This is a genomic window from Streptomyces sp. RK62, assembly GCF_018070255.1.
Lineage (GTDB): Bacteria > Actinomycetota > Actinomycetes > Streptomycetales > Streptomycetaceae > Streptomyces > Streptomyces nigra.
Map to the genome: position 1 here is coordinate 538,833 of NZ_JAGPYD010000001.1, position 21,476 is coordinate 560,308.

Annotated in this window: 24 protein-coding genes; 14 read left to right on the forward strand and 10 right to left on the reverse strand. The window is 73.0% G+C overall.

Annotated elements, in window-relative coordinates:
• Nucleotides 1-22 precede the first annotated feature (22 nt).
• Nucleotides 23-1,396, reverse strand: coding sequence for an alpha-lytic protease prodomain-containing protein (locus tag KBY32_RS02315; RefSeq protein ID WP_055618935.1), 1,374 nt, complete (start codon nt 1,394-1,396; stop codon nt 23-25).
• Nucleotides 1,397-1,688: 292 nt separating this feature from the next.
• Between KBY32_RS02315 and KBY32_RS02320 the strand changes: the two genes are divergently transcribed.
• The 3 genes from KBY32_RS02320 to KBY32_RS02330 all read left to right on the forward strand — a co-directional run bounded on the left by KBY32_RS02320 (nt 1,689) and on the right by KBY32_RS02330 (nt 5,126).
• Complete coding sequence (locus tag KBY32_RS02320; protein ID WP_115507128.1) at nt 1,689-2,135, forward strand: Fur family transcriptional regulator; 447 nt, start codon at nt 1,689-1,691, stop codon at nt 2,133-2,135.
• A 30-nt stretch (nt 2,136-2,165) separates the two neighbouring features.
• Nucleotides 2,166-4,382 (forward strand): catalase/peroxidase HPI, encoded by a 2,217-nt coding sequence (gene katG, locus KBY32_RS02325; RefSeq protein WP_055618933.1) that lies wholly within the window; start codon nt 2,166-2,168, stop codon nt 4,380-4,382.
• 222 nt (nt 4,383-4,604) lie between these two features.
• Nucleotides 4,605-5,126, forward strand: coding sequence for a hypothetical protein (locus KBY32_RS02330; RefSeq protein ID WP_055619519.1), 522 nt, complete (start codon nt 4,605-4,607; stop codon nt 5,124-5,126).
• Nucleotides 5,127-5,134: 8 nt separating this feature from the next.
• Here KBY32_RS02330 and KBY32_RS02335 read toward each other — a convergent pair whose 3' ends face one another.
• Nucleotides 5,135-5,698, reverse strand: a complete 564-nt coding sequence (locus KBY32_RS02335) for a hemerythrin domain-containing protein (protein ID WP_055619518.1) — start codon at nt 5,696-5,698, stop codon at nt 5,135-5,137.
• Nucleotides 5,699-5,799: 101 nt separating this feature from the next.
• Here KBY32_RS02335 and KBY32_RS02340 point away from each other — a divergent pair, with 101 nt between their 5' ends.
• Nucleotides 5,800-6,579: an SDR family NAD(P)-dependent oxidoreductase gene (locus tag KBY32_RS02340; protein WP_210978631.1), complete on the forward strand. Its 780-nt coding sequence runs from the start codon at nt 5,800-5,802 to the stop codon at nt 6,577-6,579.
• A gap of 5 nt (nt 6,580-6,584) precedes the next feature.
• On the opposite strand, the gene KBY32_RS02345 is transcribed toward KBY32_RS02340, so the two are convergent.
• On the reverse strand, nt 6,585-7,166 hold the full coding sequence (locus KBY32_RS02345; protein WP_210978632.1) for a GNAT family N-acetyltransferase: 582 nt from the start codon (nt 7,164-7,166) through the stop codon (nt 6,585-6,587).
• Nucleotides 7,167-7,213: 47 nt separating this feature from the next.
• Nucleotides 7,214-7,867: a phosphoribosyltransferase gene (locus tag KBY32_RS02350; protein WP_210978633.1), complete on the reverse strand. Its 654-nt coding sequence runs from the start codon at nt 7,865-7,867 to the stop codon at nt 7,214-7,216.
• 183 nt (nt 7,868-8,050) lie between these two features.
• Between KBY32_RS02350 and KBY32_RS02355 the strand changes: the two genes are divergently transcribed.
• From KBY32_RS02355 to KBY32_RS02375, 5 genes are all read left to right on the forward strand, one after another.
• A complete protein-coding gene (locus KBY32_RS02355) occupies nt 8,051-8,446 on the forward strand; it encodes an SseB family protein (protein WP_210978634.1) in 396 nt (131 codons plus the stop codon).
• 107 nt (nt 8,447-8,553) lie between these two features.
• Complete coding sequence (locus KBY32_RS02360) at nt 8,554-9,444, forward strand: SDR family oxidoreductase (protein WP_210978635.1); 891 nt, start codon at nt 8,554-8,556, stop codon at nt 9,442-9,444.
• A gap of 175 nt (nt 9,445-9,619) precedes the next feature.
• Complete coding sequence (locus tag KBY32_RS02365) at nt 9,620-9,886, forward strand: hypothetical protein (RefSeq protein ID WP_247688877.1); 267 nt, start codon at nt 9,620-9,622, stop codon at nt 9,884-9,886.
• A gap of 50 nt (nt 9,887-9,936) precedes the next feature.
• A complete protein-coding gene (locus KBY32_RS02370) occupies nt 9,937-10,386 on the forward strand; it encodes a TIGR03668 family PPOX class F420-dependent oxidoreductase (protein WP_210978636.1) in 450 nt (149 codons plus the stop codon).
• Nucleotides 10,387-10,507: 121 nt separating this feature from the next.
• The gene (locus KBY32_RS02375; RefSeq protein ID WP_210978637.1) at nt 10,508-11,836 is read left to right on the forward strand and encodes an enolase C-terminal domain-like protein; all 1,329 of its coding nucleotides are present in this window, start codon (nt 10,508-10,510) and stop codon (nt 11,834-11,836) included.
• Between the two features lie 11 nt (nt 11,837-11,847).
• On the opposite strand, the gene KBY32_RS02380 is transcribed toward KBY32_RS02375, so the two are convergent.
• Together KBY32_RS02380 and KBY32_RS02385 are read right to left on the reverse strand one after the other, a co-directional pair.
• Complete coding sequence (locus tag KBY32_RS02380) at nt 11,848-12,240, reverse strand: luciferase family protein (protein WP_055618924.1); 393 nt, start codon at nt 12,238-12,240, stop codon at nt 11,848-11,850.
• A 134-nt stretch (nt 12,241-12,374) separates the two neighbouring features.
• A complete protein-coding gene (locus KBY32_RS02385; protein ID WP_210978638.1) occupies nt 12,375-12,947 on the reverse strand; it encodes a hypothetical protein in 573 nt (190 codons plus the stop codon).
• A 157-nt stretch (nt 12,948-13,104) separates the two neighbouring features.
• Between KBY32_RS02385 and KBY32_RS02390 the strand changes: the two genes are divergently transcribed.
• Nucleotides 13,105-13,971 (forward strand): fructosamine kinase family protein, encoded by an 867-nt coding sequence (locus KBY32_RS02390; RefSeq protein ID WP_210978639.1) that lies wholly within the window; start codon nt 13,105-13,107, stop codon nt 13,969-13,971.
• Here the strand turns inward: KBY32_RS02390 and KBY32_RS02395 are convergent.
• Nucleotides 13,940-14,794 carry a helix-turn-helix domain-containing protein gene (locus KBY32_RS02395; protein WP_210978640.1) on the reverse strand — a complete coding sequence of 285 codons (855 nt, stop codon included), beginning with the start codon at nt 14,792-14,794 and terminating at the stop codon, nt 13,940-13,942. The genes KBY32_RS02390 and KBY32_RS02395 overlap by 32 nt on opposite strands.
• Before the next feature lie 102 nt (nt 14,795-14,896).
• Here KBY32_RS02395 and KBY32_RS02400 point away from each other — a divergent pair, with 102 nt between their 5' ends.
• Nucleotides 14,897-15,604, forward strand: a complete 708-nt coding sequence (locus KBY32_RS02400; protein ID WP_210978641.1) for an SDR family oxidoreductase — start codon at nt 14,897-14,899, stop codon at nt 15,602-15,604.
• A gap of 21 nt (nt 15,605-15,625) precedes the next feature.
• Here the strand turns inward: KBY32_RS02400 and KBY32_RS02405 are convergent, their stop codons facing one another.
• Both KBY32_RS02405 and KBY32_RS02410 read right to left on the reverse strand, forming a co-directional pair.
• Nucleotides 15,626-16,819: a CaiB/BaiF CoA-transferase family protein gene (locus KBY32_RS02405; RefSeq protein WP_210978642.1), complete on the reverse strand. Its 1,194-nt coding sequence runs from the start codon at nt 16,817-16,819 to the stop codon at nt 15,626-15,628.
• Nucleotides 16,820-16,880: 61 nt separating this feature from the next.
• Nucleotides 16,881-17,339 carry a MarR family winged helix-turn-helix transcriptional regulator gene (locus tag KBY32_RS02410; protein WP_055618918.1) on the reverse strand — a complete coding sequence of 153 codons (459 nt, stop codon included), beginning with the start codon at nt 17,337-17,339 and terminating at the stop codon, nt 16,881-16,883.
• A gap of 427 nt (nt 17,340-17,766) precedes the next feature.
• Between KBY32_RS02410 and KBY32_RS02415 the strand changes: the two genes are divergently transcribed.
• Complete coding sequence (locus KBY32_RS02415) at nt 17,767-18,609, forward strand: LLM class F420-dependent oxidoreductase (RefSeq protein WP_210978876.1); 843 nt, start codon at nt 17,767-17,769, stop codon at nt 18,607-18,609.
• Nucleotides 18,610-18,690: 81 nt separating this feature from the next.
• Here the strand turns inward: KBY32_RS02415 and KBY32_RS02420 are convergent, their stop codons facing one another.
• Nucleotides 18,691-19,254: an NADPH-dependent FMN reductase gene (locus KBY32_RS02420; RefSeq protein ID WP_210978643.1), complete on the reverse strand. Its 564-nt coding sequence runs from the start codon at nt 19,252-19,254 to the stop codon at nt 18,691-18,693.
• Nucleotides 19,255-19,353: 99 nt separating this feature from the next.
• Between KBY32_RS02420 and KBY32_RS02425 the strand changes: the two genes are divergently transcribed.
• Together KBY32_RS02425 and KBY32_RS02430 are read left to right on the forward strand one after the other, a co-directional pair.
• Entirely contained in the window at nt 19,354-20,028 is a 675-nt protein-coding gene (locus KBY32_RS02425) for a TetR/AcrR family transcriptional regulator (RefSeq protein WP_210978644.1), read from the forward strand.
• 198 nt (nt 20,029-20,226) lie between these two features.
• Nucleotides 20,227-21,405 (forward strand): 4-hydroxybenzoate 3-monooxygenase, encoded by a 1,179-nt coding sequence (locus KBY32_RS02430; RefSeq protein ID WP_210978645.1) that lies wholly within the window; start codon nt 20,227-20,229, stop codon nt 21,403-21,405.
• Nucleotides 21,406-21,476: the final 71 nt, after the last annotated feature.

A 21,476-nucleotide genomic window follows, 5' to 3' on the forward strand; every position in this document is an offset into this window, starting at 1 on the left:
GCGGTGCGTCCCGCGTTACGGGCTACACCCGCTGCCAGAGGGCGGGGGTGCCGTCCGGCGCCCACCGGCTCTGCGCCTGGTGGCTCTGCAGGCACTGGTAGCGCACCCCGCCGACCGTCACCGTGCTGCCGGCCTCGTAGACGCGACCCGCCGACCACTGGTCGTTCGCCGGTTCGTCCTGCGGGGCCTCGGTGCCCTTCTGCGCGGTGGCCGTCTTCAGGACCAGGCCGAAGTCGCTCAGGATCGGGTTGACCGGCTGGTAGTAGGTGGTGCCGCCGCTGGTGCAGTCGCCCGAGCCGCCCGACGTCACGCCCTGGGCCTGCGACCCGGACAGGTAGGGGCCGCCGGAGTCCCCGGGCTCGGCGCACACGCTGGTCCGGGTGACCCCGTCGACCGTGCCCTGGGAGTAGCGGACGCTGGTGTCGTGCTGCTGGATCGTCCCGCAGTGCCAGCCGGTGGTGGACCCGGAACGGCAGATCGACGCGCCCACGAGCGCCTGCACGGACCCGGTGACCTGGGTCTTCTGCCCGCCCTCGCCCTTGACGTCGGCGGTCGCCGTCCAGTCGCCGTTCGCGGCGACCCAGGACATGTCCTTGCCGGGGAACGTCGAGGCCTGGAACTCGCCCTGCGCGGCCTGGTTGACGCCCGTGGTCCTGTTGCCCGGCTCGCCGCAATGGCCCGCGGAGGCGAAGCCCTGCTGGTCGCCCTTGGTGACGGAGAACCCGATCGAGCACCGGGCGGAGCCCTCGATGTAGTAGGCCTCGCCGCCCACCAGGTCCGTCAGCGGCCGGGGCCGCTCGGCCGACACGACGACGGCGACGCCCGCGTCCTGGGCGCCGGCGGCCTTGATGAACGAGGTGGCGGCCGCGCGCCGGGCCGCCCGGACGACGACGCGGTTGGACGGCACGTCCACGTACCAGACGGGGGCGTCCTTGGTCCCGGCCTCGGCGGCCGCCTTGTCCAGCTTCTCCTTGACGGCCCGCAGGTCGGCGAGGGGCCGCTGCACGACGGCCGCCTTCGCGCCCTGCGCCTCGATCGCCGACACGTCCGACGAGTGCGTCGTCGCCACGGTCAGCTCGGCCGCGGTCGTCCCCGTCAGCCAGGCGCCCGCGAAGCGCTGCCCGAGGGACAGGCGCAGCCGTCCCGCGCGGACGCCCGCCTCGGCCTCGTTCACCAGGCGCTCGGCCGCCTGCGCGGGGGTCAGCTTGAGGTCCCGCTCCAGGGCGCGCAGCACCGGGGCCGGGGGCTTGTCGGCCCCGACCGTCTGGGCGGCGGTGGACGCGGGCAGCGGCGCGGGAGGCGGGGCGGTGGCCGCGGCCGTGGTCATCGCGGTGACGGCGAGGACGCCGAGAGCGGTCAGGGCGGCGCGGCGGCCGTCCGTGGGTCTGCCGAGCATGCGTGAGTACCTCCATCGAGTTCGCTTGCATCTGCGACGAGTGGAGGCCTTGACGAGAAGAGATCAGTAGATGTCGGAAGAGATGCTTTTTAGCGCTTTGGGGGGTTCCGTGGCGTGTCATGTGCACCAGTGGCGGTGGGGTCGGGAGCAGGGTGGGGCTCCGCGAAGGCCGACCGTTCGCGGGTCCCGCGCCGACCGGTTCCGGACGCCGATCCCCGGCTCCTGCGCGCCCCTAGACTTTCATCGTTCGTTTTCTTGAGTCGTTCGTGTTTAGCGCGATAGGTTGTGCGTCATGAGCGCAGCCCAGACTCCCACCCCCGCCGAGGAGCTCCGTGGCGCCGGCCTGCGGGTGACCGCCGCGCGCGTCGCCCTGCTCGAGGCCGTCCGCGCCGGAGACCACCTCGGCGTCGAGGCCATCGCCTCGGGGGTGCGCGACCGCGTGGGACATGTGTCGCTCCAGGCCGTGTACGAGGGACTCCACGCCCTCACCGCGGCGGGACTCATACGCCGTATCGAACCGGCCGGCAGCCCCGCCCGGTTCGAGGGCCGCGTCGGTGACAACCACCATCACGTCGTCTGCCGCTCGTGCGGTGTCGTCGCCGACGTCGACTGCGAGGTCGGCGAGGCGCCCTGTCTGACCGCCTCCGACGACCACGGCTTCGCGATCGACGAGGCCGAGGTCATCTACTGGGGCCTGTGCCCCGGCTGCTCCACCACCGGTGCGCCCCGCGCACTGTGATTCACCCAGTCCAAGTCCGGAAGGTTTCCCATGGCTGAGAACTCCGATGCGATCGTCACCGATGCGAAGGCGGAGGGCACAGGCGGCTGCCCCGTCGCGCACGATCGCGCCGCGCACCCGACCCAGGGCGGCGGAAACCGCCAGTGGTGGCCAGAACGGCTCAACCTGAAGATCCTTGCCAAGGACCCCGTCGTCGCCAACCCGCTCGGTGAGGACTTCGACTACCGCAAGGCCTTCGAGGCCCTCGACCTCGACGCCGTGAAGCGTGACATCGCCGAGGTGCTGACCCAGTCGCAGGACTGGTGGCCCGCCGACTTCGGCAACTACGGCCCGCTGATGGTCCGTATGGCCTGGCACAGCGCCGGCACCTACCGCATCAGCGACGGCCGCGGCGGCGCCGGCCGTGGCCAGCAGCGCTTCGCCCCCCTGAACAGCTGGCCGGACAACGGCAACCTGGACAAGGCCCGCCGTCTGCTGTGGCCCGTGAAGAAGAAGTACGGCCAGTCCATCTCCTGGGCCGACCTCATGGTCCTCACCGGCAACGTCGCCCTGGAGACCATGGGCTTCGAGACCTTCGGCTTCGGCGGCGGCCGCGCCGACGTCTGGGAGGCCGACGAGGACGTCTACTGGGGTCCCGAGACCACCTGGCTGGACGACAAGCGCTACAGCGGCGACCGCGAGCTGGAGAACCCGCTCGGCGCCGTCCAGATGGGCCTCATCTACGTCAACCCCGAGGGCCCCAACGGCAACCCGGACCCGATCGCCGCGGCCCGCGACATCCGTGAGACGTTCCGCCGCATGGCGATGAACGACGAGGAGACCGTCGCCCTCATCGCCGGTGGCCACACCTTCGGCAAGACCCACGGCGCCGGCCCGGCCGACGCCGTCGGCAACGACCCCGAGGCCGCCTCCATGGAGGAGCAGGGCCTGGGCTGGAAGTCCACCTACGGCACCGGCAAGGGCGGCGACGCGATCACGTCCGGCCTGGAGGTCACCTGGACCACCAAGCCGACCCAGTGGACCAACGACTTCTTCGACATCCTCTTCGGCTACGAGTGGGAGCTCACCGAGTCCCCGGCCGGCGCCAAGCAGTGGGTCGCCAAGGACTCCGAGGAGATCATCCCCGACGCCCACGACCCGTCGAAGAAGCGTCGGCCCACGATGCTCACCACCGACCTGTCGCTGCGCTTCGACCCGATCTACGGCCCGATCTCCAAGCGCTTCCACGAGAACCCGCAGGAGTTCGCGGACGCCTTCGCCCGCGCCTGGTACAAGCTGACCCACCGTGACCTGGGCCCGAAGTCGCTCTACCTCGGCCCCGAGGTCCCCGCGGAGACGCTGCTGTGGCAGGACCCGCTGCCCGAGGCCGAGGGCCAGCCCATCGACGCCACGGACGTCGAGGTCCTCAAGGCCAAGATCCTCGAGTCCGGCCTGAGCGTCTCGCAGCTCGTCAGCACCGCCTGGGCGTCGGCCTCGACGTTCCGCGGCAGCGACAAGCGCGGCGGCGCCAACGGCGCCCGTATCCGCCTCGAGCCGCAGCGCGGCTGGGAGGTCAACGACCCGGACCAGCTCGCGCAGGTCCTGCGGGTCCTGGAGGGCGTCCAGCGCGACTTCAACACCGGCGCCAAGAAGGTCTCCCTGGCCGACCTGATCGTCCTCGGCGGTTCCGCCGCGGTCGAGAAGGCCGCCAAGGACGGCGGCTTCGACGTCCAGGTGCCGTTCACGGCGGGTCGTGTGGACGCGACGGAGGAGCACACCGACGTCGAGTCGTTCGCCGCGCTGGAGCCGACGGCCGACGGGTTCCGCAACTACCTCGGCAAGGGCAACCGCCTGCCGGCCGAGTACCTGCTGCTGGACCGCGCCAACCTGCTCACGCTGAGCGCCCCCGAGATGACCGTCCTGGTCGGCGGCCTGCGCGTGCTGGGCGCCACCCACCAGCAGTCGCAGCTGGGCGTCCTCACCGACACCCCCGGCGCCCTGACCAACGACTTCTTCGTCAACCTGCTCGACATGGGCACCGAGTGGAAGTCGACGTCCTCGGACCAGACCACGTTCGAGGGCCGGGACGCCGCCACCGGTGAGCTGAAGTGGGCCGGCAGCCGTGCCGACCTGGTCTTCGGCTCCAACTCCGAGCTGCGTGCGCTCGCCGAGGTCTACGCGAGCGACGACGCCAAGGAGAAGTTCGTGAAGGACTTCGTCGACGCCTGGGTCAAGGTCATGAACCTCGACCGGTACGACCTGGTCTGATCACCGGACCGATCGACGGGACGCCCGGGCCGGCCGCGCAGGCCGGCCCGGGCGATCCCCGTGTCCGGACGGGCCCGCCGCGGGTGTGACGGGCTTCACCGGTATCGCGAGGTGTGGGGGAGACCACGGGGGGAACGTGGCCGCCGCCATGTCCCCGGGCCCGGGTGCGGAGCTACGGTGTGCGCGTTCCCGTACCTCGTCAGCGTCTCGGACGGTCCGGCAGTGCTCGCAGATCTCTCCCCGCTCATAGCGGCGACCACCCAGTGGCTGATCCGCTCCTATCCCGCCTGCGGCGGCGCGCTCGCCGACGCCCTCGGCGAGGTCCAGGCCCGCCAGGCCGTGACCGTCGCCGCCTGGCTGCGCTACCCGACCCCGACGGACGTCGCGCTCGTGTCGATGGCCGGACCCGGCGGCTCCGCCAGCCTCGACTGGATCACCGGCGCCGACTCCGCCCCCGACGACGCGGACAGCGCCTGGCGGACCTGGGTCGACGAGGTCGTGGCGAGCTGGGCGGCCTGTCTGCTCACCGACCCCGAACTGGCCCGGCAGGCCGTGGCCGCGACGGCCGAGGTCGGTCACGCGACCGCGGTGCCCGCCGAGTTCCGCCGTCTGGTGTCACCCGATCCGTACGACCGCGAGGCGGCGGCGCTGCTGCGCCACCCCGACCTCGTGGCCCCCGTGGCCGCCCTGCACGGCGCCGCCCTGCGCGAACGCCTCGGCACCGGTCCCGCCCTGATCGCCTGAGCGAGGGCTCAGGGCTTCTTCCCGCGGCCCGACAGCGCGTCGCGCAGCCGGTCGACCAGCCCCGTCCCCGGCGCCAGCAGCTTGTTCGCCGGCGGCTTGTCCGGGGCCGCCGGGTGCGGCCGGGTCGGCGCCGTCTTCTTCGCCATCCGCACCTTGTCGCCGAGCTCGTCGAGCGCCTCCGGCGGGCAGGCCGCCCGCAGCTTCGGGAAGAGGTTCTGCTCCTCGTCCGCGATGTGCGCGCGCACCTCCGTCGTCAGCCGGTTGACGAGCCGGTTGAACGCGGTGTCCCCGACATCGCAGCCCTCGAGGTCCTTCATGATCTGCTCGGCCTCGGCGTGGTCCTCGATCTCCCTGTCGGCGATCGCGTCGCCGCCCTCCACATGCCGCCGGACCGCCGGGTACAGATACTGCTCCTCGGCCACCGAGTGCCGGACCAGCTCGATCGTGACCTGGTCGGCGTACAGCTTCCGCTTGCTGTCACCGGGCGGAAGAGCCTCGATCCGGCCGAAGAGCTCCTCGACCTCCCGGTGATCGGTCATCAGCTCGTCGATGACGTTCCCGCCGTGCCCCATCTTCTCCACCTCCGGTCCGCGACGGGCGGCCCCGGCCGGGCCGCCGCGGACCTCGAGTGCCCGCCCCGGCCCGGCTCACACGGCCCCCGTAGGGTGCGGTCATGACCTCGCAGACCTACCTCTCCACACTGTTCTCCCTGGACGACCGGGTCGCCGTCGTGACCGGGGGCAGCTCCGGCATCGGCCGCGCCATCACCGAGGCCCTGGCCCGGGCCGGCGCCCGGGTCGTGGTCGTCGCGCGCCGGAAGGCGGAGCTCGCCGCCACGGTCGCGGACCTGGAGGCGCACGGCTGCCGGGCCGCCTGGGTCAGCGGGGACCTGAGCACCCGGGACGGTGTGCGGGCGGCCGCCGAGGAGGCCGCCGGGATCTTCGGCGAGCCCGACATCCTCGTCAACTCCGCCGGCGTCAATCTGCGCCCGCCGCTGAGCGAGCTCGGCGAGAACGTCTGGGACACCACGATGGCCGTGAACCTGGAGGCGCCGTTCCTGCTGGGGCAGCGGTTCGGCCCCGGCATGGCCGAGCGGGGCTTCGGGCGGATCATCCACATCACCTCCCAGCAGGCCCATCGGGCCCTCGTCCAGAGCGGCGCCTACGGCGTCTCCAAGGGCGGCCTGGAATCGCTGGCCCGCTCCCAGGCCGAGGCGTGGTCGCCGTACGGCGTCACCTGCAACACGCTCGTGCCGGGGTTCGTCATGACACCCCTGAACGCCCGGCTGTCGTCCGACCCCGAGAAGGTCGCCGCGCTCGCCGCCCGCACCCTGATCGGCCGCAACGGCCTCGCCGAGGACTTCGCGGGCGCCGCCGTGTTCCTCGCGAGCCGTGCCTCCGCCTATGTCACCGGGCAGTCCCTCTTCGTGGACGGCGGCTTCTCCGTCCACTGAGGCGCTCAGCGCAGATCGAGCCGCATGAGCACCCGGGGGTGCCCGGCCAGGACGGAGGTCGTGTCGGCGGCGTACACGAAGCCGGCCCGCTCGAAGTTCCGGCGCAGCCCGGCGTACGCCATCGTCACGTCGACCCGGGCGCTCCCGTCGTCCCCGTTGTCGAGGGGATAGGCCTCCAGGACCGGCGCGCCCCGCTTCCGGGCGAACGCGACCGCCCCCGCGATCAGGGCGTGGGTGACACCCCGCCCGCGGTGGCCGGGCCGGACCCGCAGGCACCACAGCGACCACACCGGCAGGTCGTCGAGGTGCGGGATCGTACGGCTGCGGGCGTACGCCGTGTCCGCGCGCGGGGCCACCGCCGCCCAGCCGACCGGCTCGTCCCCGTCGTAGGCGAGCACCCCGGGAGCCGGGTCGGCGCGGCACAGCTCGGCGACGTACGCGCCGCGCTCCGGGCCGCGCAGCTGTTTCTCGACCTTGGCCGGGAGGCGGTGGCTCAGGCACCAGCAGACCGACGCCGTGGGCGACTTGGGGCCGATCAGGGTGCGGACGTCTTCGAAGACCTCGGCGGGGCGCACGTCGAACTCCATACCGGGCACGATGCCACGCCCGCCCCAGGGGAAGCAGCCAGTCCGCCTCAGGCGGGGGTGCGGAACGCCTCCAGCGTGTCGGTGACCTGCTCGTCGGGGACGACGCCGAAGTCCTCGTACCACTGGCCGACCGCGTGCAGCCGGGGCGGCTGGACGAGGCAGACGAGGTCGTCGCACTCGGCGCCCAGCGCGGCGACCGTGCGCGGGTTGCCGACCGGCACCGCCAGCACCAGCCGCGCGGGCCCGTGCCGGTGCGCGAACCGCAGGGCCGCGGTGGCCGTCAGCCCGGTGGTGAGCCCGTCGTCCACGAGGACGACCGTGCGGCCCTCCACGGACGGCAGCGGGCGCCGCCCCCGGTAGCGGTACTCGCGCTGGTGCAGCGCGTTGCGCTCGTTCACCACGATGTCCCCGAGCCGGTCCTCGGACAGATGCATCATGGCCAGGCTCGTGCGGTCGTACAGCGGCGGGTCGTCGGCGACGAGCGCCCCGATCGTGGTCTCCGGCCGGACCGGGGTGCTGATCTCCCCGGCGACGAGGACGTCCAGCGGGGCGTGCAGCGCGCGGGCCACCTCGGCCGCCACGGGCACCCCGCCGGGCGGCAGGGCCAGCACGACGAGGTCGAAGGGATCACCGGAGCCGGCCCGCTCGGTCAGCCGCAGAGCCAGTTCCCGGCCGGCGTGGGTGCGGTCGCGGAAGGACATGGTGCCTCCTCGGCGTCGGCGCGGGCGCCGGGTGCCCGGACCGCCGGAGGCGAAACGCCTGAACGCGCCGCCCACGGCCACATACGGTGCCGGGCCGGGGGTACCCGGTGCGTCCGGCCGCGTATCGGGCGACGGGCCGCCCGCGCCCCGGTCCGCGGCGACTCCCAGGCGAGGGGACGCGCCATGACCGACTTCGACCACTCAGCCTCGGCCACGCAGGACGCCCTGCGCACGGTCGTGGAGAACGGCGCCGACCAGACGGCGCTGAGCACGCTGGCGGACAGCGACGTGCTGGTGCCGGCCACGGCGGACGGCGAGGGCCCGGGCCCGGCGGCCCTGACGCTCCCGGTGTTCGAACAGCAGGACGGCACCTCGCTGGTGCCGGTCTTCACCTCGTCGGCCCGGCTGGCGGAGGCCATGCCGCAGACCCACCGGCACCACACGGTCCGGCTCGGCGCGCTGGCCCACGGCTGGCCCTCGGACGAACTCTCCCTGGTCATCGACGCCGGCTCGCCCGAACAGCTGGCGCTGACGGCACAGGGCGTACGGGCACTGCTCGACCGGGACGACGACGCCTGAGCCGTACACGTGCGTCCGGGGGACGCCCGGATTGATCGCTTTTGGGTTCCGGTCGAGCGGGAACCCGGTCCCCCATCACGCCCGTTCGACCGGTCCAGGAGGCCGTCGTGACCGACCCGCAGCACACCCAGCAAGACCCGGCCACCCAGCATCCGCAGCCGGAGTTCCCGGAGCAGGACCAGCCGCACCCCGGCTGGACCGGCCCGATGGACCCGCCGCCGGACCACGGCGAGGACACCTACCGCGGATCGGAGCGGCTGGAGGGCCGTGCCACCGTCATCACCGGCGGCGACTCGGGCATCGGGCGGGCCGTCGCGCTGGCCTTCGCCCGAGAGGGCGCCGATGTGCTGTTCACGCACCTGGACGAGGAGGCCGACGAGGCCCGCGAGACCGCGCAGCTGGTGGAGGAGGCCGGCCGCAAGGCGGTCGCCGTCTCCTGCGACATCCGGGACGAGGAGAACTGCCGGGCCCTGATCGACCGGGCCGTCGAGGAGTTCGGGCGGATCGACGTGCTGGTGAACAACGCCGCTTACCAGATGTCCCAGCCGGACGGCATCGAGGCGATCAGCACCGAACAGTTCGACCGCGTGATGCGCACCAACCTCTATGGCATGTTCTGGCTGACCAAGTTCGCCGTGCCGCACATCCCCAAGGGCGGCAGCGTCATCAACACGACGTCGGTCCAGGCCTACAAGCCCAGCCCGCATCTGCTCGACTACGCCACGACGAAGGGCGCGATCGTCACCTTCACCCAGGGTCTGGCCCAGATGCTGGTCGAGCGCGGCATCCGGGTCAACGCGGTGGCGCCGGGCCCGGTGTGGACGCCATTGATCCCGGCGACGCTGCCCGACACGGCCGAGTTCGGCAAGCAGAGCCCCATGGGCCGCCCGGCCCAGCCCGCCGAGCTCGCCCCCGCCTATGTCTACCTCGCCTCCCAGGAGGCCAGCTTCATCACGGCGGAGATCGTCAACGCGACGGGCGGCGTCCCGCTGCCGTAACCGCTCGGCCGTTCGCGCACACGGGATTCTCACCCGCCGCCGGGTGTGGGTCCCGTGTCCGTGGGTAGGGCGGCGGCATGACTGGCAGCAGACCCGCCACCGGACGCTGGGCCGTCCGACTGACCGTCCGGTACGCCGGGCTGCGCGGCGGCCGTCGAGAGCGCATGGTGGTGTCATGAGCACGCGTCCCCTCGTGGTGGTGCAGCCGCCGGAACCGGACGGCGGGCGTCCGGTGACGATCCGTGGCGAGCCCACGGGCACCGCGTACAGCCTGTTCGACGTGATGGACCTGGTCCACCGTGCCGGCCTGCCCGCCGAGGACCGGGCCGTCGACGACCCCGAACTGATCGAGTGGGTCGGCGGCGGACCGTACGACTGGACCGCGCCGCAGGGCTCGGACAGCGCGTCGGGCGACACCGCGGAGGCATCGCCCGACACGTGACGCCGCGGCCCGCGCCGACGGCCGGGCAGGCCGCGTCCGAAGGAGCCGTCATGCCGGACATGCAGCAGGACGAGGCGCGCGAGCGGTTCGCCGCGGCACGGGTCGCCCGGCTGGCGACGATCGCCCCGTCGGGGCGCCCGCACCTGGTGCCGGTCGTCTTCGCGCTGCGTGGCGACGAGGTGGTGACCGCCATCGACCACAAGCCCAAGCGCACCCCCCGCCCGGCGCGGCTGCACGACATCGCCGTGCACCCGGCGGTCTGCCTGCTCGCGGACCGGTACGAGGACGACTGGGAGCGACTGTGGTGGGTGCGGGCGGACGGCGGCGCCCGCGTCCTCGAACCCGACGCCACCGACGAGGAGACCCGGGCGCGGCGCGCGGAGGCGGTGGAGCTGCTGCGCGGCAAGTACCCGCAGTACGTGGAGCGGCCGCCGCACGGGCCGGTCATCGTGGTCTCCGTCCTGCACTGGACGGGCTGGCGGGCCGCGCCCGCGAGCTGACGGATCACCCGAGCGAGCTGACGGATCACCCGAGGGGCCACAGGACCATTGACCCTGCGCCGTCCACGAACGTAACCTGCGTCTCCATATGTAGACAGCTCCCGCAGAACGGCGTCCCGTCATGACCCAGCCCGTCGTCACCCGCATGTCCGTGTACCCGGTCGCCGGACGGGACGCGATGCTCCTGAACCTGTCCGGCGCGCACGCCCCCTACTTCACCCGCAACGTCGTCGTCCTGGAGGACTCCGAGGGGCGTACCGGACTGGGCGAGGTGCCCGGCGGCGAGGCCATCACCCGGACCCTGCGTGACGCCGGGCGGCTGGTCGTCGGCGCCCGTGTGGGCGACCACAAGCGGGTCCTGCGGGCGATCGGCTCGGAGTTCGCCGACCGTGACGCGGGCGGCCGGGGCGCCCAGACCTTCGACCTGCGCACCACCGTGCACGCGGTCACGGCCGTCGAGTCCGCCCTGCTGGACCTGCTCGGGCAGCACCTGGAGGTCCCGGTGGCCGCCCTGCTCGGCGACGGCAAGCAGCGCGACTCGGTCCGTATGCTCGGCTACCTCTTCTACGTCGGCGACGCCGACCGCACCGGACTGGACTACGTCCGCGACCCCGGCTCACCGGTCGACTGGTACCGCATCCGGTACGAGCAGGCGCTGACCCCCGAGGCGATCGTCCGGCAGGCCGAGGCCACCCACGCCCTGTACGGCTTCCAGGACTTCAAGCTCAAGGGCGGTGTGCTGCCCGGCGCACGGGAGGTCGAGGCGGTCCGCGCGCTCAAGGACCGCTTCCCGGACGCCCGGATCACCCTCGACCCCAACGGCGCCTGGTCGCTGCGCGAGGCCGTCGAGCTGTGCCGTCCGCTCGTGGGCACCCTGGCCTACGCAGAGGACCCGTGCGGGGCGGAGGGCGGCTACTCGGGCCGGGAGGTCCTCGCGGAGTTCCGCCGGGCCACCGGGCTGCCCACCGCCACCAACATGGTCGCCACCGACTGGCGTCAGCTGACCCATGCGCTCGCCCTGCAGTCGGTGTCGATCCCGCTGGCCGACCCGCACTTCTGGACCATGCGGGGATCGGTGCGCGTCGCCCAGCTGTGCCATGAGACGGGGCTGACCTGGGGGTGCCACTCCAACAACCACTTCGACATCTCGCTGGCGATGATGGCCCACTGCGGCGCGGCGGCGCCGGGGGAGTACAACGCCCTGGACACGCACTGGATCTGGCAGGAGGGCCGCGAACGGCTCACCGTCGAACCGCCCACGATCACCGGCGGCGAGGTCGCCGTGCCGGACACCCCCGGGCTCGGCGTCCGGCTCGACCGGGACCGGCTGCTCGCCGCCCATGAACTCCACCGCGAGAAGAGCCTGTCGGGCCGCGACGACGCCGCTGGGATGCGGTACCTGATCGACGGCTGGACCTTCGACCCCAAGCGGCCCTGTCTCGTGCGCTGAACCGGCGCGCCTCAGCCGGCCTCGGCGCGCGGAAGCACCGTGACCCGGCGGAAGTTGCACGCCGCCCAGTGCGCCGAGACGTCGGTCGGCGGGCCGCCCTGATGGGCCTTCAGGGCGACACTGACCAGGCTCATCAGCAGGTCGACGTCCGCCTCGCAGCCCAGATGCAGCGTCACCCAGCGCGACCCCGGCACAAGACGCACCGCCGTGGTCTCCCACAGGCCCCGCCCGAAGCGCTGGATCGCGGGCAGGGTGAGATGCAGATCCACCTCCCGGTCGGAGTGGAAGTGCACGATCTCGCTGTGGGCGGAGCGCAATGCCCGCCCCGCGCCGCAGCCGGCCGGACCCGCACTGAGGTCGGGCCAGACTTCCAGGCGTTCCATGGCGCGTTGGGCCAGTGTCATGGCCCCATAGTCGCGCGATCATGGCCCGGCAACCAGAGGTTGGACGAACCGTAATCGGCGTGTGAGGTCGCACGACGCCGCCCGCGGCCGGCGCGGCGGGCGGCGTGCCATGCGCAAGGGGCTGCAGAGGCGATCTAGCGTGCACCGGTCCAGTTGTGCGCGACGTCGACGACGATCCGGCCGTCCGTCACCCACACCCGGAACGGCAGCCGGGCCCGGAGGCCGAGACCGATCTGCGTGTCCCCTTCGAAGCTGCCGACGAACCGGGCGTCCCGGAACGTCCGGTACCCGGTGAGGTTCACGCCCGGCAGCCGCTGGCCGGCCCGGGCCGGGTACGTGGGCTTCCCGCTGTCGGGGTCGTAGGCGGGCGCGTTGACCCGGACCTCGATCACGGCCCCGCCGCCGACGGTGACGGGACGTCCCGAGCCGTCCTGGTGGATGCGGTCCACGTACTGGACGGTGTAGCCGAGCCGCCCGGTGGCCGTGCCGGGGACGTCGACGACCATGCGGTCGAAGCAGGCGTGCCGGCCGGTCCTGACGTTCGTCACCGGCTTCATGGTGGCTTTCGAGCGGGTCTCGGCCAGGCTGCCCCAACCGGTGGGGCAGGCCGTGGCCTTCGCGGTGGTGGTGGTCGTGGTGGCCCCGGCCGGGACGGCCGCCACGGCCGACGTGGCGACCACGAGCGCGGCGGTCGCCGCCCACGCCATTCTTGTTCGTCCCATTATGTCCCCAGAGAGGTGAAGTGCCTGATATCAGATGAGACAGCCGACTTGACGCAAAGGTTGCACCGGGACCGGAATTTCGTGGTCCGGCCGTGGTCCGGCCGACGGGGAGCCGTGCCGCGCACGCCGTACGCTGAACCCCGTGCACAGCGCCCTCGACACCCCGGCTGCCGCGGCGGCGCACTTCACCGGGCTCGCCGCCACCGGCGAACGCCCGCTCTCCTCCGCACTGACCGAAGTCACCCTGGACGACGGGCGCGTGGTCATGGTCAAGCGCGCCGACGACGACCGGGCCGCCCGCGCCGAGGCCGCCGGACTGCGCTGGCTGGCCGACGCGGGCGCGGTCCGCGTCCCGGAGATCCATGGCCATGACGCGCACTGGCTCGTCACCGACCGGGTCGCCACCGGACGGCCCGGCGCCGAGGCCGCCGAACGGTTCGGCCGGGACCTCGCGGCCCTGCACGCCGCCGGCGCCCCCGCGTTCGGCGCGCCCCCACCCGGCGGACCCGAGGACGCGTACATCGGCCGCGCCCCGATGCGCAACACCACCGGCCCCGACTGGCCCGGCTGGTACGCCGCACACCGCGTCCTGCCGTACGTCCGCCTGGCGGTCGACGAGGGCACGCTGACCCCCGCCGAGGCGGCCGTGTTCGAGCGGGTCTGCGACCGGCTCCCCGAACTCGCGGGCCCCGCCGAGCCGCCCGCCCGGCTGCACGGCGACCTGTGGAACGGCAACGTCCTGTGGGGCGTCGACGGGCACGTCCGGCTGATCGACCCAGCCGCCCACGGCGGGCACCGTGAGACCGACCTCGCGATGCTCCAGCTCTTCGGCTGCCCCCATCTCGATCGCGTCCTGGACGGCTATCGACGGCACACGCCGCTCGCCGACGGCTGGACCGCACGCGTCGGCCTGCACCAGCTCTTCCCGCTTCTCGTTCACGCCGTCCTGTTCGGCCGCGGCTACGCCGAACAGGCCCTCACCACCGCCCGGACCGCCCTACGGCACTAAGGGCTGTCCCGGAGGAAAGCCGGGCGAGGCGTTCGGCGTCCGGGGTGCCGGGCTCCGCCGTGTAGACCATCAGCCGCAGATCGCTGCCGGACACGGCCAGGATGTCGCAGTCCAGGGTGAGCGGGCCGGCCTCGGGGTGGTCGACGACCTTGCGGCCCGTCTCGTGCCGGCCCACCGCGCCCGACTCCCACAGCTCGGCGAAGCGGGGACTGCGCTCCCGCAGCCGCGCCACCAGTTCCCGCAGCCGGGGGTCCGCCGGATACCGGCTCACCGTCGCACGCAGATCGGCGACGATCCCCGCCTCGAAGTCCCGCCGCTCCCGCTCCGTGTGCCGCACCCGGCCCCGGGGACCGAAGAACGCCCGCCACACGCCGTTGCGTTCGAAGCCGCGTAGCGCCCCCGGGTCCCCCATCAGCGCGGCGTACGGCGGATTCGCCTCCAGCAGGGTCCAGGCCGCGTCGTGGACGCCGACCGGCGTCCCGCTCAGCCGGTCCAGCAGCCGCCGTACGCTCGGCGTCAGATGACCGGGGACCGTCTCCGGGCCGGGCGGCACCAGGTCCGCCAGCCGGAACAGATGCGCGCGCTCGTCCGCCGACAGCCGCAGCGCCCGTGCCAGGGCCTCCACGATCTGCGCGGACGGATTGCTCGCCCGGCCCTGTTCGAGCCGGGTGACGTAGTCGGCCGAGATCCCGGCCAGCAGGGCCAGTTCCTCACGGCGCAGTCCGGCCGCCCTGCGGTGGCCGCCCGTGGGCAGCCCCGCGGCCTGCGGGGGCACCCGGTCCCGCCAGCGGCGCATGGCCCGCCCGAGTTCCGTCGCCGTCATGCCTCCCAGTCAACACCGTCCGCCGGACGGGTGCCTGGTACCGGCAGTCCCAGGAAGACGGGACTGCTGGCAGCGCGCGACGCCGAGCGGGAGGCTGGGCCCATGACCACGACACTCATCACCGGAGCGAACAAGGGACTCGGATTCGAGACGGCACGCCGGCTCGTCGAGGCCGGCCACACCGTGTACGTCGGCGCCCGGGACGCCGACCGGGGCCGCGCGGCCGCCGAACGGATCGGCGCGCGGTTCCTGCTGATCGACGTCACCGACGACGCCTCGGTCCAGGCCGCCGTGAAGACCGTCGAAGCCGACGGCGGGCTCGACGTGCTGGTCAACAACGCCGGTATCGAGCTGCGCGGTCCCGGCAACAGCGTGCCCCCGGCCGGCGACACCACCGCCGACGAGATGCGGACCGTGTACGAGACCAACGTCTTCGGCGTCGTACGCGTGACCCACGCCTTCCTGCCCCTGCTCCAGCGCTCCCCGGCACCGGTGGTGGTGAACGTCAGCAGCGGACTCGCCTCGCTGGCCGGGCTCTCGGACCCCGACTCACCGGCGCACTTCTACCAGGCCCTCGCCTACCCGTCCTCCAAGACGGCCGTCAACATGATCACCGTGCAGTACGCCAAGGCGTTCCCGGGCCTGCGGATCAACGCCGTCGAGCCCGGCTTCACCGCCACCGACCTCAACGGACGCACCGGCACCCAGACCGTCGAGGAGGGCGCGGAGATCATCGTGCGGATGGCACAGGTCGGCCCCGACGGCCCGACCGGCGGCTACTTCGACATCGACGGGCCGCTGCCCTGGTGAGGCCGCCGCGCGTCCGGCGGCTCAGACGACGCCGTCGGCGCGCAGGGCCGCGATCTCGCCGGGCGTGCGGCCGAGCTCGGTGAGGATGGCGTCGGTGTGCTCGCCGACCGCCGGCACCGGGTCCATCCGGGCGGGGACGCCCACCAGGTCGGCCGGCGGCAGCAGGGCGCGCACGCTCGCGCCGCCCGGCACGTCCACCGCGCTCCAGCGGCCACGGGTGGCCAGCACCGGGTGCTCCAGGAAGGCCGGGACGTCGTTGACGCCCGCGCAGGCGATACCGATGTCCTCCAGCTCCTTGAGGGTCTCCTCGGCGGCGGAGTGGGCGCAGCGCTCGGCCACCACGGCGTTGACCTCGTCGCGGTGCGCGACACGGGCTGAACTCGTCGCGAAGCGGGGGTCGTCGATCAGTTCGGGCCGCCCGAGGAACCGGGCGCACAGCGCGGCCCACTCGCGTTCGTTCTGGATGGACAGCAGCACCTGCCGGCCGTCGGCCGCAGGGAACGCGCCGTACGGGGCGAGCGTCGGATGCTGGGTGCCCAGCCGCTCGGGCTGGGTGCCGCCGTACTCCGTGTAGTAGGCGGGCTGTCCCATCCACTCCGCCAGCGCCTCGAACAGGGACACCTCGACCGGATGGGCCTCGCCCGTGGTCGCGCGGGTGAACAGGGCGGTGAGGATGCCGCTGTAGGCGTACATGCCGGCCGCGATGTCGGCCACGGAGATCCCGACGCGGGCCGTGCTCCCGGCGTCCCCGGTCAGCGACACCAGGCCGGTCTGGCACTGCACCAGCAGGTCGTACGACTTGCGGTCGGCCCACGGCCCGGAGGTGCCGTAACCGGAGATCGTGCACGGGATCAGCCGGGGCCGGTGCTCGGTGAGCGCGGCCGTGCCGAGGCCGAGCCGGTCGGCGGCGCCCGGTGCGAGGTTCTGCACGAAGACGTCGGCGCCGTCCAGCAGCCCGTGCAGGATCTCCCGGCCGCGCGGCGACTTCAGGTCCAGCGTGAGGGATTCCTTGGAGCGGTTCAGCCAGACGAAATAGCTGGACAGCCCGTGCACGGTGGTGTCGTACCGGCGGGCGAAGTCCCCTTCCCCGGGCCGCTCCACCTTGATCACCCGCGCCCCGAGATCGGCGAGCTGCCGGGTGGCGTAGGGCGCGGCGACGGCCTGTTCGAGGCTGACGACGGTGATGCCGGCGAGGGGGAGACGCGGGGTGCTCATGACGCCATGTGTACGGCCCCGCCGAAGAACGCGTCAATGGCGGACCGGCGGGGGGAGCAGGTCAGACGGGTGCGTGCAGCGACTCGACGGCCCGGACGAGGGGGGCGAGTTCGGGGTTGCGGGCGGCTTCGTCGAGGGCTTCGCGGAGGGCCTTGTCGTTGGTGGGACGGGCTTCGGCGAGGAGGGTGAGTCCGGCGTCGGTGACGTCGGTGTAGATGCCGCGTCGGTCGGTGGGGCAGAGGTAGCGGGAGAGCAGGCCGCGGTCCTCGAGGCGGGTGACGAGGCGGGTGGTGGCGCTCTGGCTGAGGACGACGGCGTCGGCGACCTGTTTCATCTGCAGGTGGCCGCCTTCGCCGTTGTGCTGGCGGCTGAGGACGTCGAGCAGGGAGTACTCGCGGACGCTGAGGTCGTGGTGGGTCTGCAGGGCGCGTTCGATGTGGGCCTCGATCCTGCCGTGCAGCAGGGAGAGGGCGCACCAGCCCTGGGCGAGGGCGGTGAGTGCGGGATCCGTCGCTGTCATGGCCCCGATTCCTCCGTACGCGGTGAGTGCTTCCAGGATAGGACATCAGCGCGAATTCCCGCCGATGCGGTTATAGCGCGTACGCAAGCACCGGGCATTCCCGTGCCGCGTCCGTGTCCGCCCCCGGGCCCATGACCTTGACCTGGAGCGGACTCCAGCGCCTAGCGTCGTCCGGGCCGGGCCACCGGGTCCGGCGGACGGAGGAGTGACATGCGGGTCGGTCTGCACATCAGCCGCTTCGACCACCCCGGCGGGGCTCCCGCCCTAGGGGGTGTCTGACAATTCCCACCTGCCTCGCGGTGTCTGGCACGCACGCTCGCCGCGTTGCCGAAACGCCCACGTGACTCCGCCACGAGGGCGCTCCGGCGCCTTGCGACCGCACGCACCAGACACCGCGAGGCCCGCCCCTCCGGGGCGGACGGCGGGAATTGTCAGACACCCCCTAGGCGCCGAACTCGCCGCCGTGGGCGCCGCCGCCGAGGCGGGCGGGCTGAGCTGGCTGTCGGTGATGGACCACTGGTTCCAGATGGAGTTCAACGACCGCGCCGAGGACCCCATGCTGGAGGCGTACACGACCCTCGGCTATCTCGCGGCCCACACCTCCACGGTGCGGCTCGGGGCGCTGGTGACCGGGGTGACGTACCGTCCTCCGGGCCTGCTGGCCAAGATCGTGACCTCGCTCGACGTGCTGTCCGGCGGCCGGGCCACGCTGGGCATCGGCGCGGCCTGGTACGAGCGGGAGCACGTGGGCCTCGGCGTGCCGTTCCCGCCGCTCGCCGAGCGGTTCGAGCGGCTGGAGGAGACGCTGCGGATCTGTCTGCGGATGTGGGACCCGGAGGCCGACGGCCCCTTCGAGGGCCGGCACTACCGGTTGGCCGAGCCCCTGAACGTCCCGGCGCCCCTCTCGGCGCCCCGCCCCGAGATCATGATCGGCGGGGGTGGCGAGAAGAAGACGCTGCGGCTGGTCGCCCGGTACGCCGACGCGTGCAACCTCTTCGCCACCGCGCCCGAGCAGGTCGCGCACAAGCTCGACGTCCTGCGCGGCCACTGCGACGCCGAGGGACGCGACTACGACACGATCCGCAGGACGGTCCTGTACGGCGGGGAGGCCGCCGACCGCGGCGACCTCGACGCCTTCACCCGGGACGCCGAGGCGTACGTGAAGCTCGGGATCGACACGGTCATCCTGTCGCCGGGCACGGGACGGCCGGCGGCGTTCGCCGAGGACTTCGCCGCTCCCGCCGCGGCCCGGCTGGCGGAGCTGGGCTGACCCAGGGCCGTGTACATGCCGAAGGGGCCGGAGCGTTCGGCTCCGGCCCCTCTCGGTGGACGGTCGTCAGGTGGACGGTCGTCAGGCGGCGATCTTCTCGCCCGCGTGACCGTGGATGTGCGCGATGACCTCGGCCAGCTGCGCGGCGACCTCGGCGTCGTCGGCCGGGTGGGTCTCGGCGAAGCGGGTCACGGAGCCGGGGATGGACAGCCTGACGTCCTCCAGCACCTTGCCGCCGGCGATGCCCACGGCCTTGCGGGCCTCGTCCTGCGCCCAGACACCGCCGTACTGGCCGAACGCGGTGCCGATCACGGCCACCGGCTTTCCGCCGAAGGCGCCGGCGCCGTACGGGCGGGACAGCCAGTCGATGGCGTTCTTCAGGACGGCCGGGATGGTGCCGTTGTACTCGGGGGAGAAGAGGAGGAAGCCGTCGGCGGACTGGGCGGCCTCACGCAGCTTGGCGGCCGCGGCGGGGACGCCGCCCTCGACGTCGATGTCCTCGTTGTAGAAGGGGATGTCGGCCAGGCCCTCGAACAGCACGACCTCAGCGCCCTCGGGAGCGAGCTTGACGGCCGCCTCCGCCAGCTGACGGTTGTGCGAACCGGCGCGAAGGCTGCCGACGAGCGCGAGGATGCGAACAGACATGCGAACTCCAAGGATGCTGAAACACTGCCGAAACGATCCGGACCGGGGTCCGTTTACTGTCTAGCATCCTAAGCGGACTGCGGTCCAGTTTCATTCCCCATGCTTTACGCTGACTTCATGTCCGCCGCTCTGCCGCCCTTCCCGCAGCCGGAGGAATCCCTCGGCGCACCCCCGCAGCTCGACGTGGGCACCGCTCCCGACGAGCCGTGCCTGCGCGCCGACGCGGCCCGCAACCGCGCCCGGCTGCTCGAAGCCGCCTCCCGGCTGATCGCCGAGCACGGCGCGGCCGGCGTCACCATGGAGGCCGTCGCCGCGGCGGCCGGTGTGGGCAAGGGCACGGTCTTCCGCCGCTTCGGCGACCGCACCGGCCTGCTGACCGCGCTGCTCGACCACTCCGCGCGCACCCTCCAGGCGGACTTCATGGGCGGCCCGCCCCCGCTGGGCCCCGGCGCGCCACCGGTCGAGCGGCTGCGCGCCTTCGGCCTCGCGGTGCTCTACCGCTCCGCCGAGCAGCTGGACCTGCAGCTCGCGGCCCAGCCCGACCCCACCCGACGCTTCGCCCACCCCTCCCAGCGGGCCCTCCAGGCCCACGTCACGATGCTGCTGCGGCAGATCCAGCCCGGCGCCGACTGCGACCTGCTCGCGCACACGCTCCTGTCCTTCCTCGACCCCGCCCTGATCAGCCATCTGACCCGGCAGCGCGGCATGCCCCTGGAGCGGCTGGAGAAGGGCTGGCTCGACCTGGTGGCCCGGGTCACCGGCGCCGAGTCCTGACGCGGCCGTGCGGATTCCGTGAGGGACCGCCAAGATCGTGCCGACGACCTGATGCCCCGACGGCTGCCGCCGCCTAGGCTGAGCACGGTCAACATCGCCGTGGACGCACGGAGCCGGCCGACCCGCGGTGACCCCGGCGCACCGCGGCTCCGGCCGAACCGTGCGCGGGCGCACGGCGTCGACGCCAGGGAGGCGTGCATGCGCACGACGGTCGGCATCATCGGCGGCGGCCCCGCCGGGCTGCTCCTCGCCCGGCTGCTGCACCGGGCCGGGATCGACTGCGTGGTGCTGGAGAGCCGTTCACGGGAGTACGTCGCGCACCGCCAGCGCGCCGGGATGCTGGAACAGGGCACCGTCGACGCGCTGCACGAGGCCGGCGCCGGCGAGCGGCTGGACGCCGAGGGCCTGGTCCACCACGGCATCGAACTGCGCTTCGACCGCGAACGCCATCGCGTGGACTTCCCCTCCCTGACCGGCGGCCGCACGGTCACGATCTACGCCCAGACCGAGATCGTGAAGGACCTCGTCGCGCTCCAACTGGCCGAAGGGCCCCCGCTGTTGTTCGGCGCGGAGGCGCTGGCCGTGGAGAAGCCGGAGAGCGCCTCCCCGGTCGTACGGTTCCGGCACGAGGGGCGCGAACGCACCCTGACCTGTGACTGGGTGGCCGGCTGCGACGGCTTCCACGGCATCTCCCGCGATGTGCTGCCGGCCGGCGCCGGGCGGTCGTACGCGCGCTCCTACCCGTACGCCTGGCTCGGGGTGCTGGCCGAAGTCGCGCCGTCCTGCGAGGAGTTGATCTACGCGCGCAGCGAACGGGGCTTCGCGCTGCACAGCATGCGCTCCCCGTCGGTCTCGCGGCTCTACCTCCAGGTGCCGGAGGGTACCGACGTCCGCGACTGGTCCGACGACCGGATCTGGGACGAACTGGCCGCCCGCTTCGCCGTCGACGACGACTGGACGCTCCGACGCGGCCCCGTCACGGCCAAGTCGGTCACGCCGATGCGCGCGTTCGTGCACGAGCCCATGCGGCACGGCCGGCTCCTGCTGGCCGGGGACGCCGCCCACATCGTCCCGCCCACCGGCGCCAAGGGACTCAACCTCGCCGTCTCCGACGTCCGCGTCCTGGCCCGCGGACTCGAGGAGCTGCACCGCACGGGAGACTCCCGGATCCTCGACCACTACAGCGAGTTGTGCCTCCGGCGTGTGTGGCAGGCCGTCCGGTTCTCGGACGACATGACCAGGATGCTGCACACCCGGGCCGACGAGGACGCCTTCGACCACCGGACGCAGCTCGCACGGCTGCGCCGGATCACCGGATCCCGTGACGCGGCCGCCGAACTCGCCGCGAACTACACGGGACTTCCGCTGCCCCTGTGACCGCTCCAGCCTCTCGTGACCGCCCCCGCCCCCTGTGACCGCCCCCCGAACCCCCCCGGTGATCGAACGGA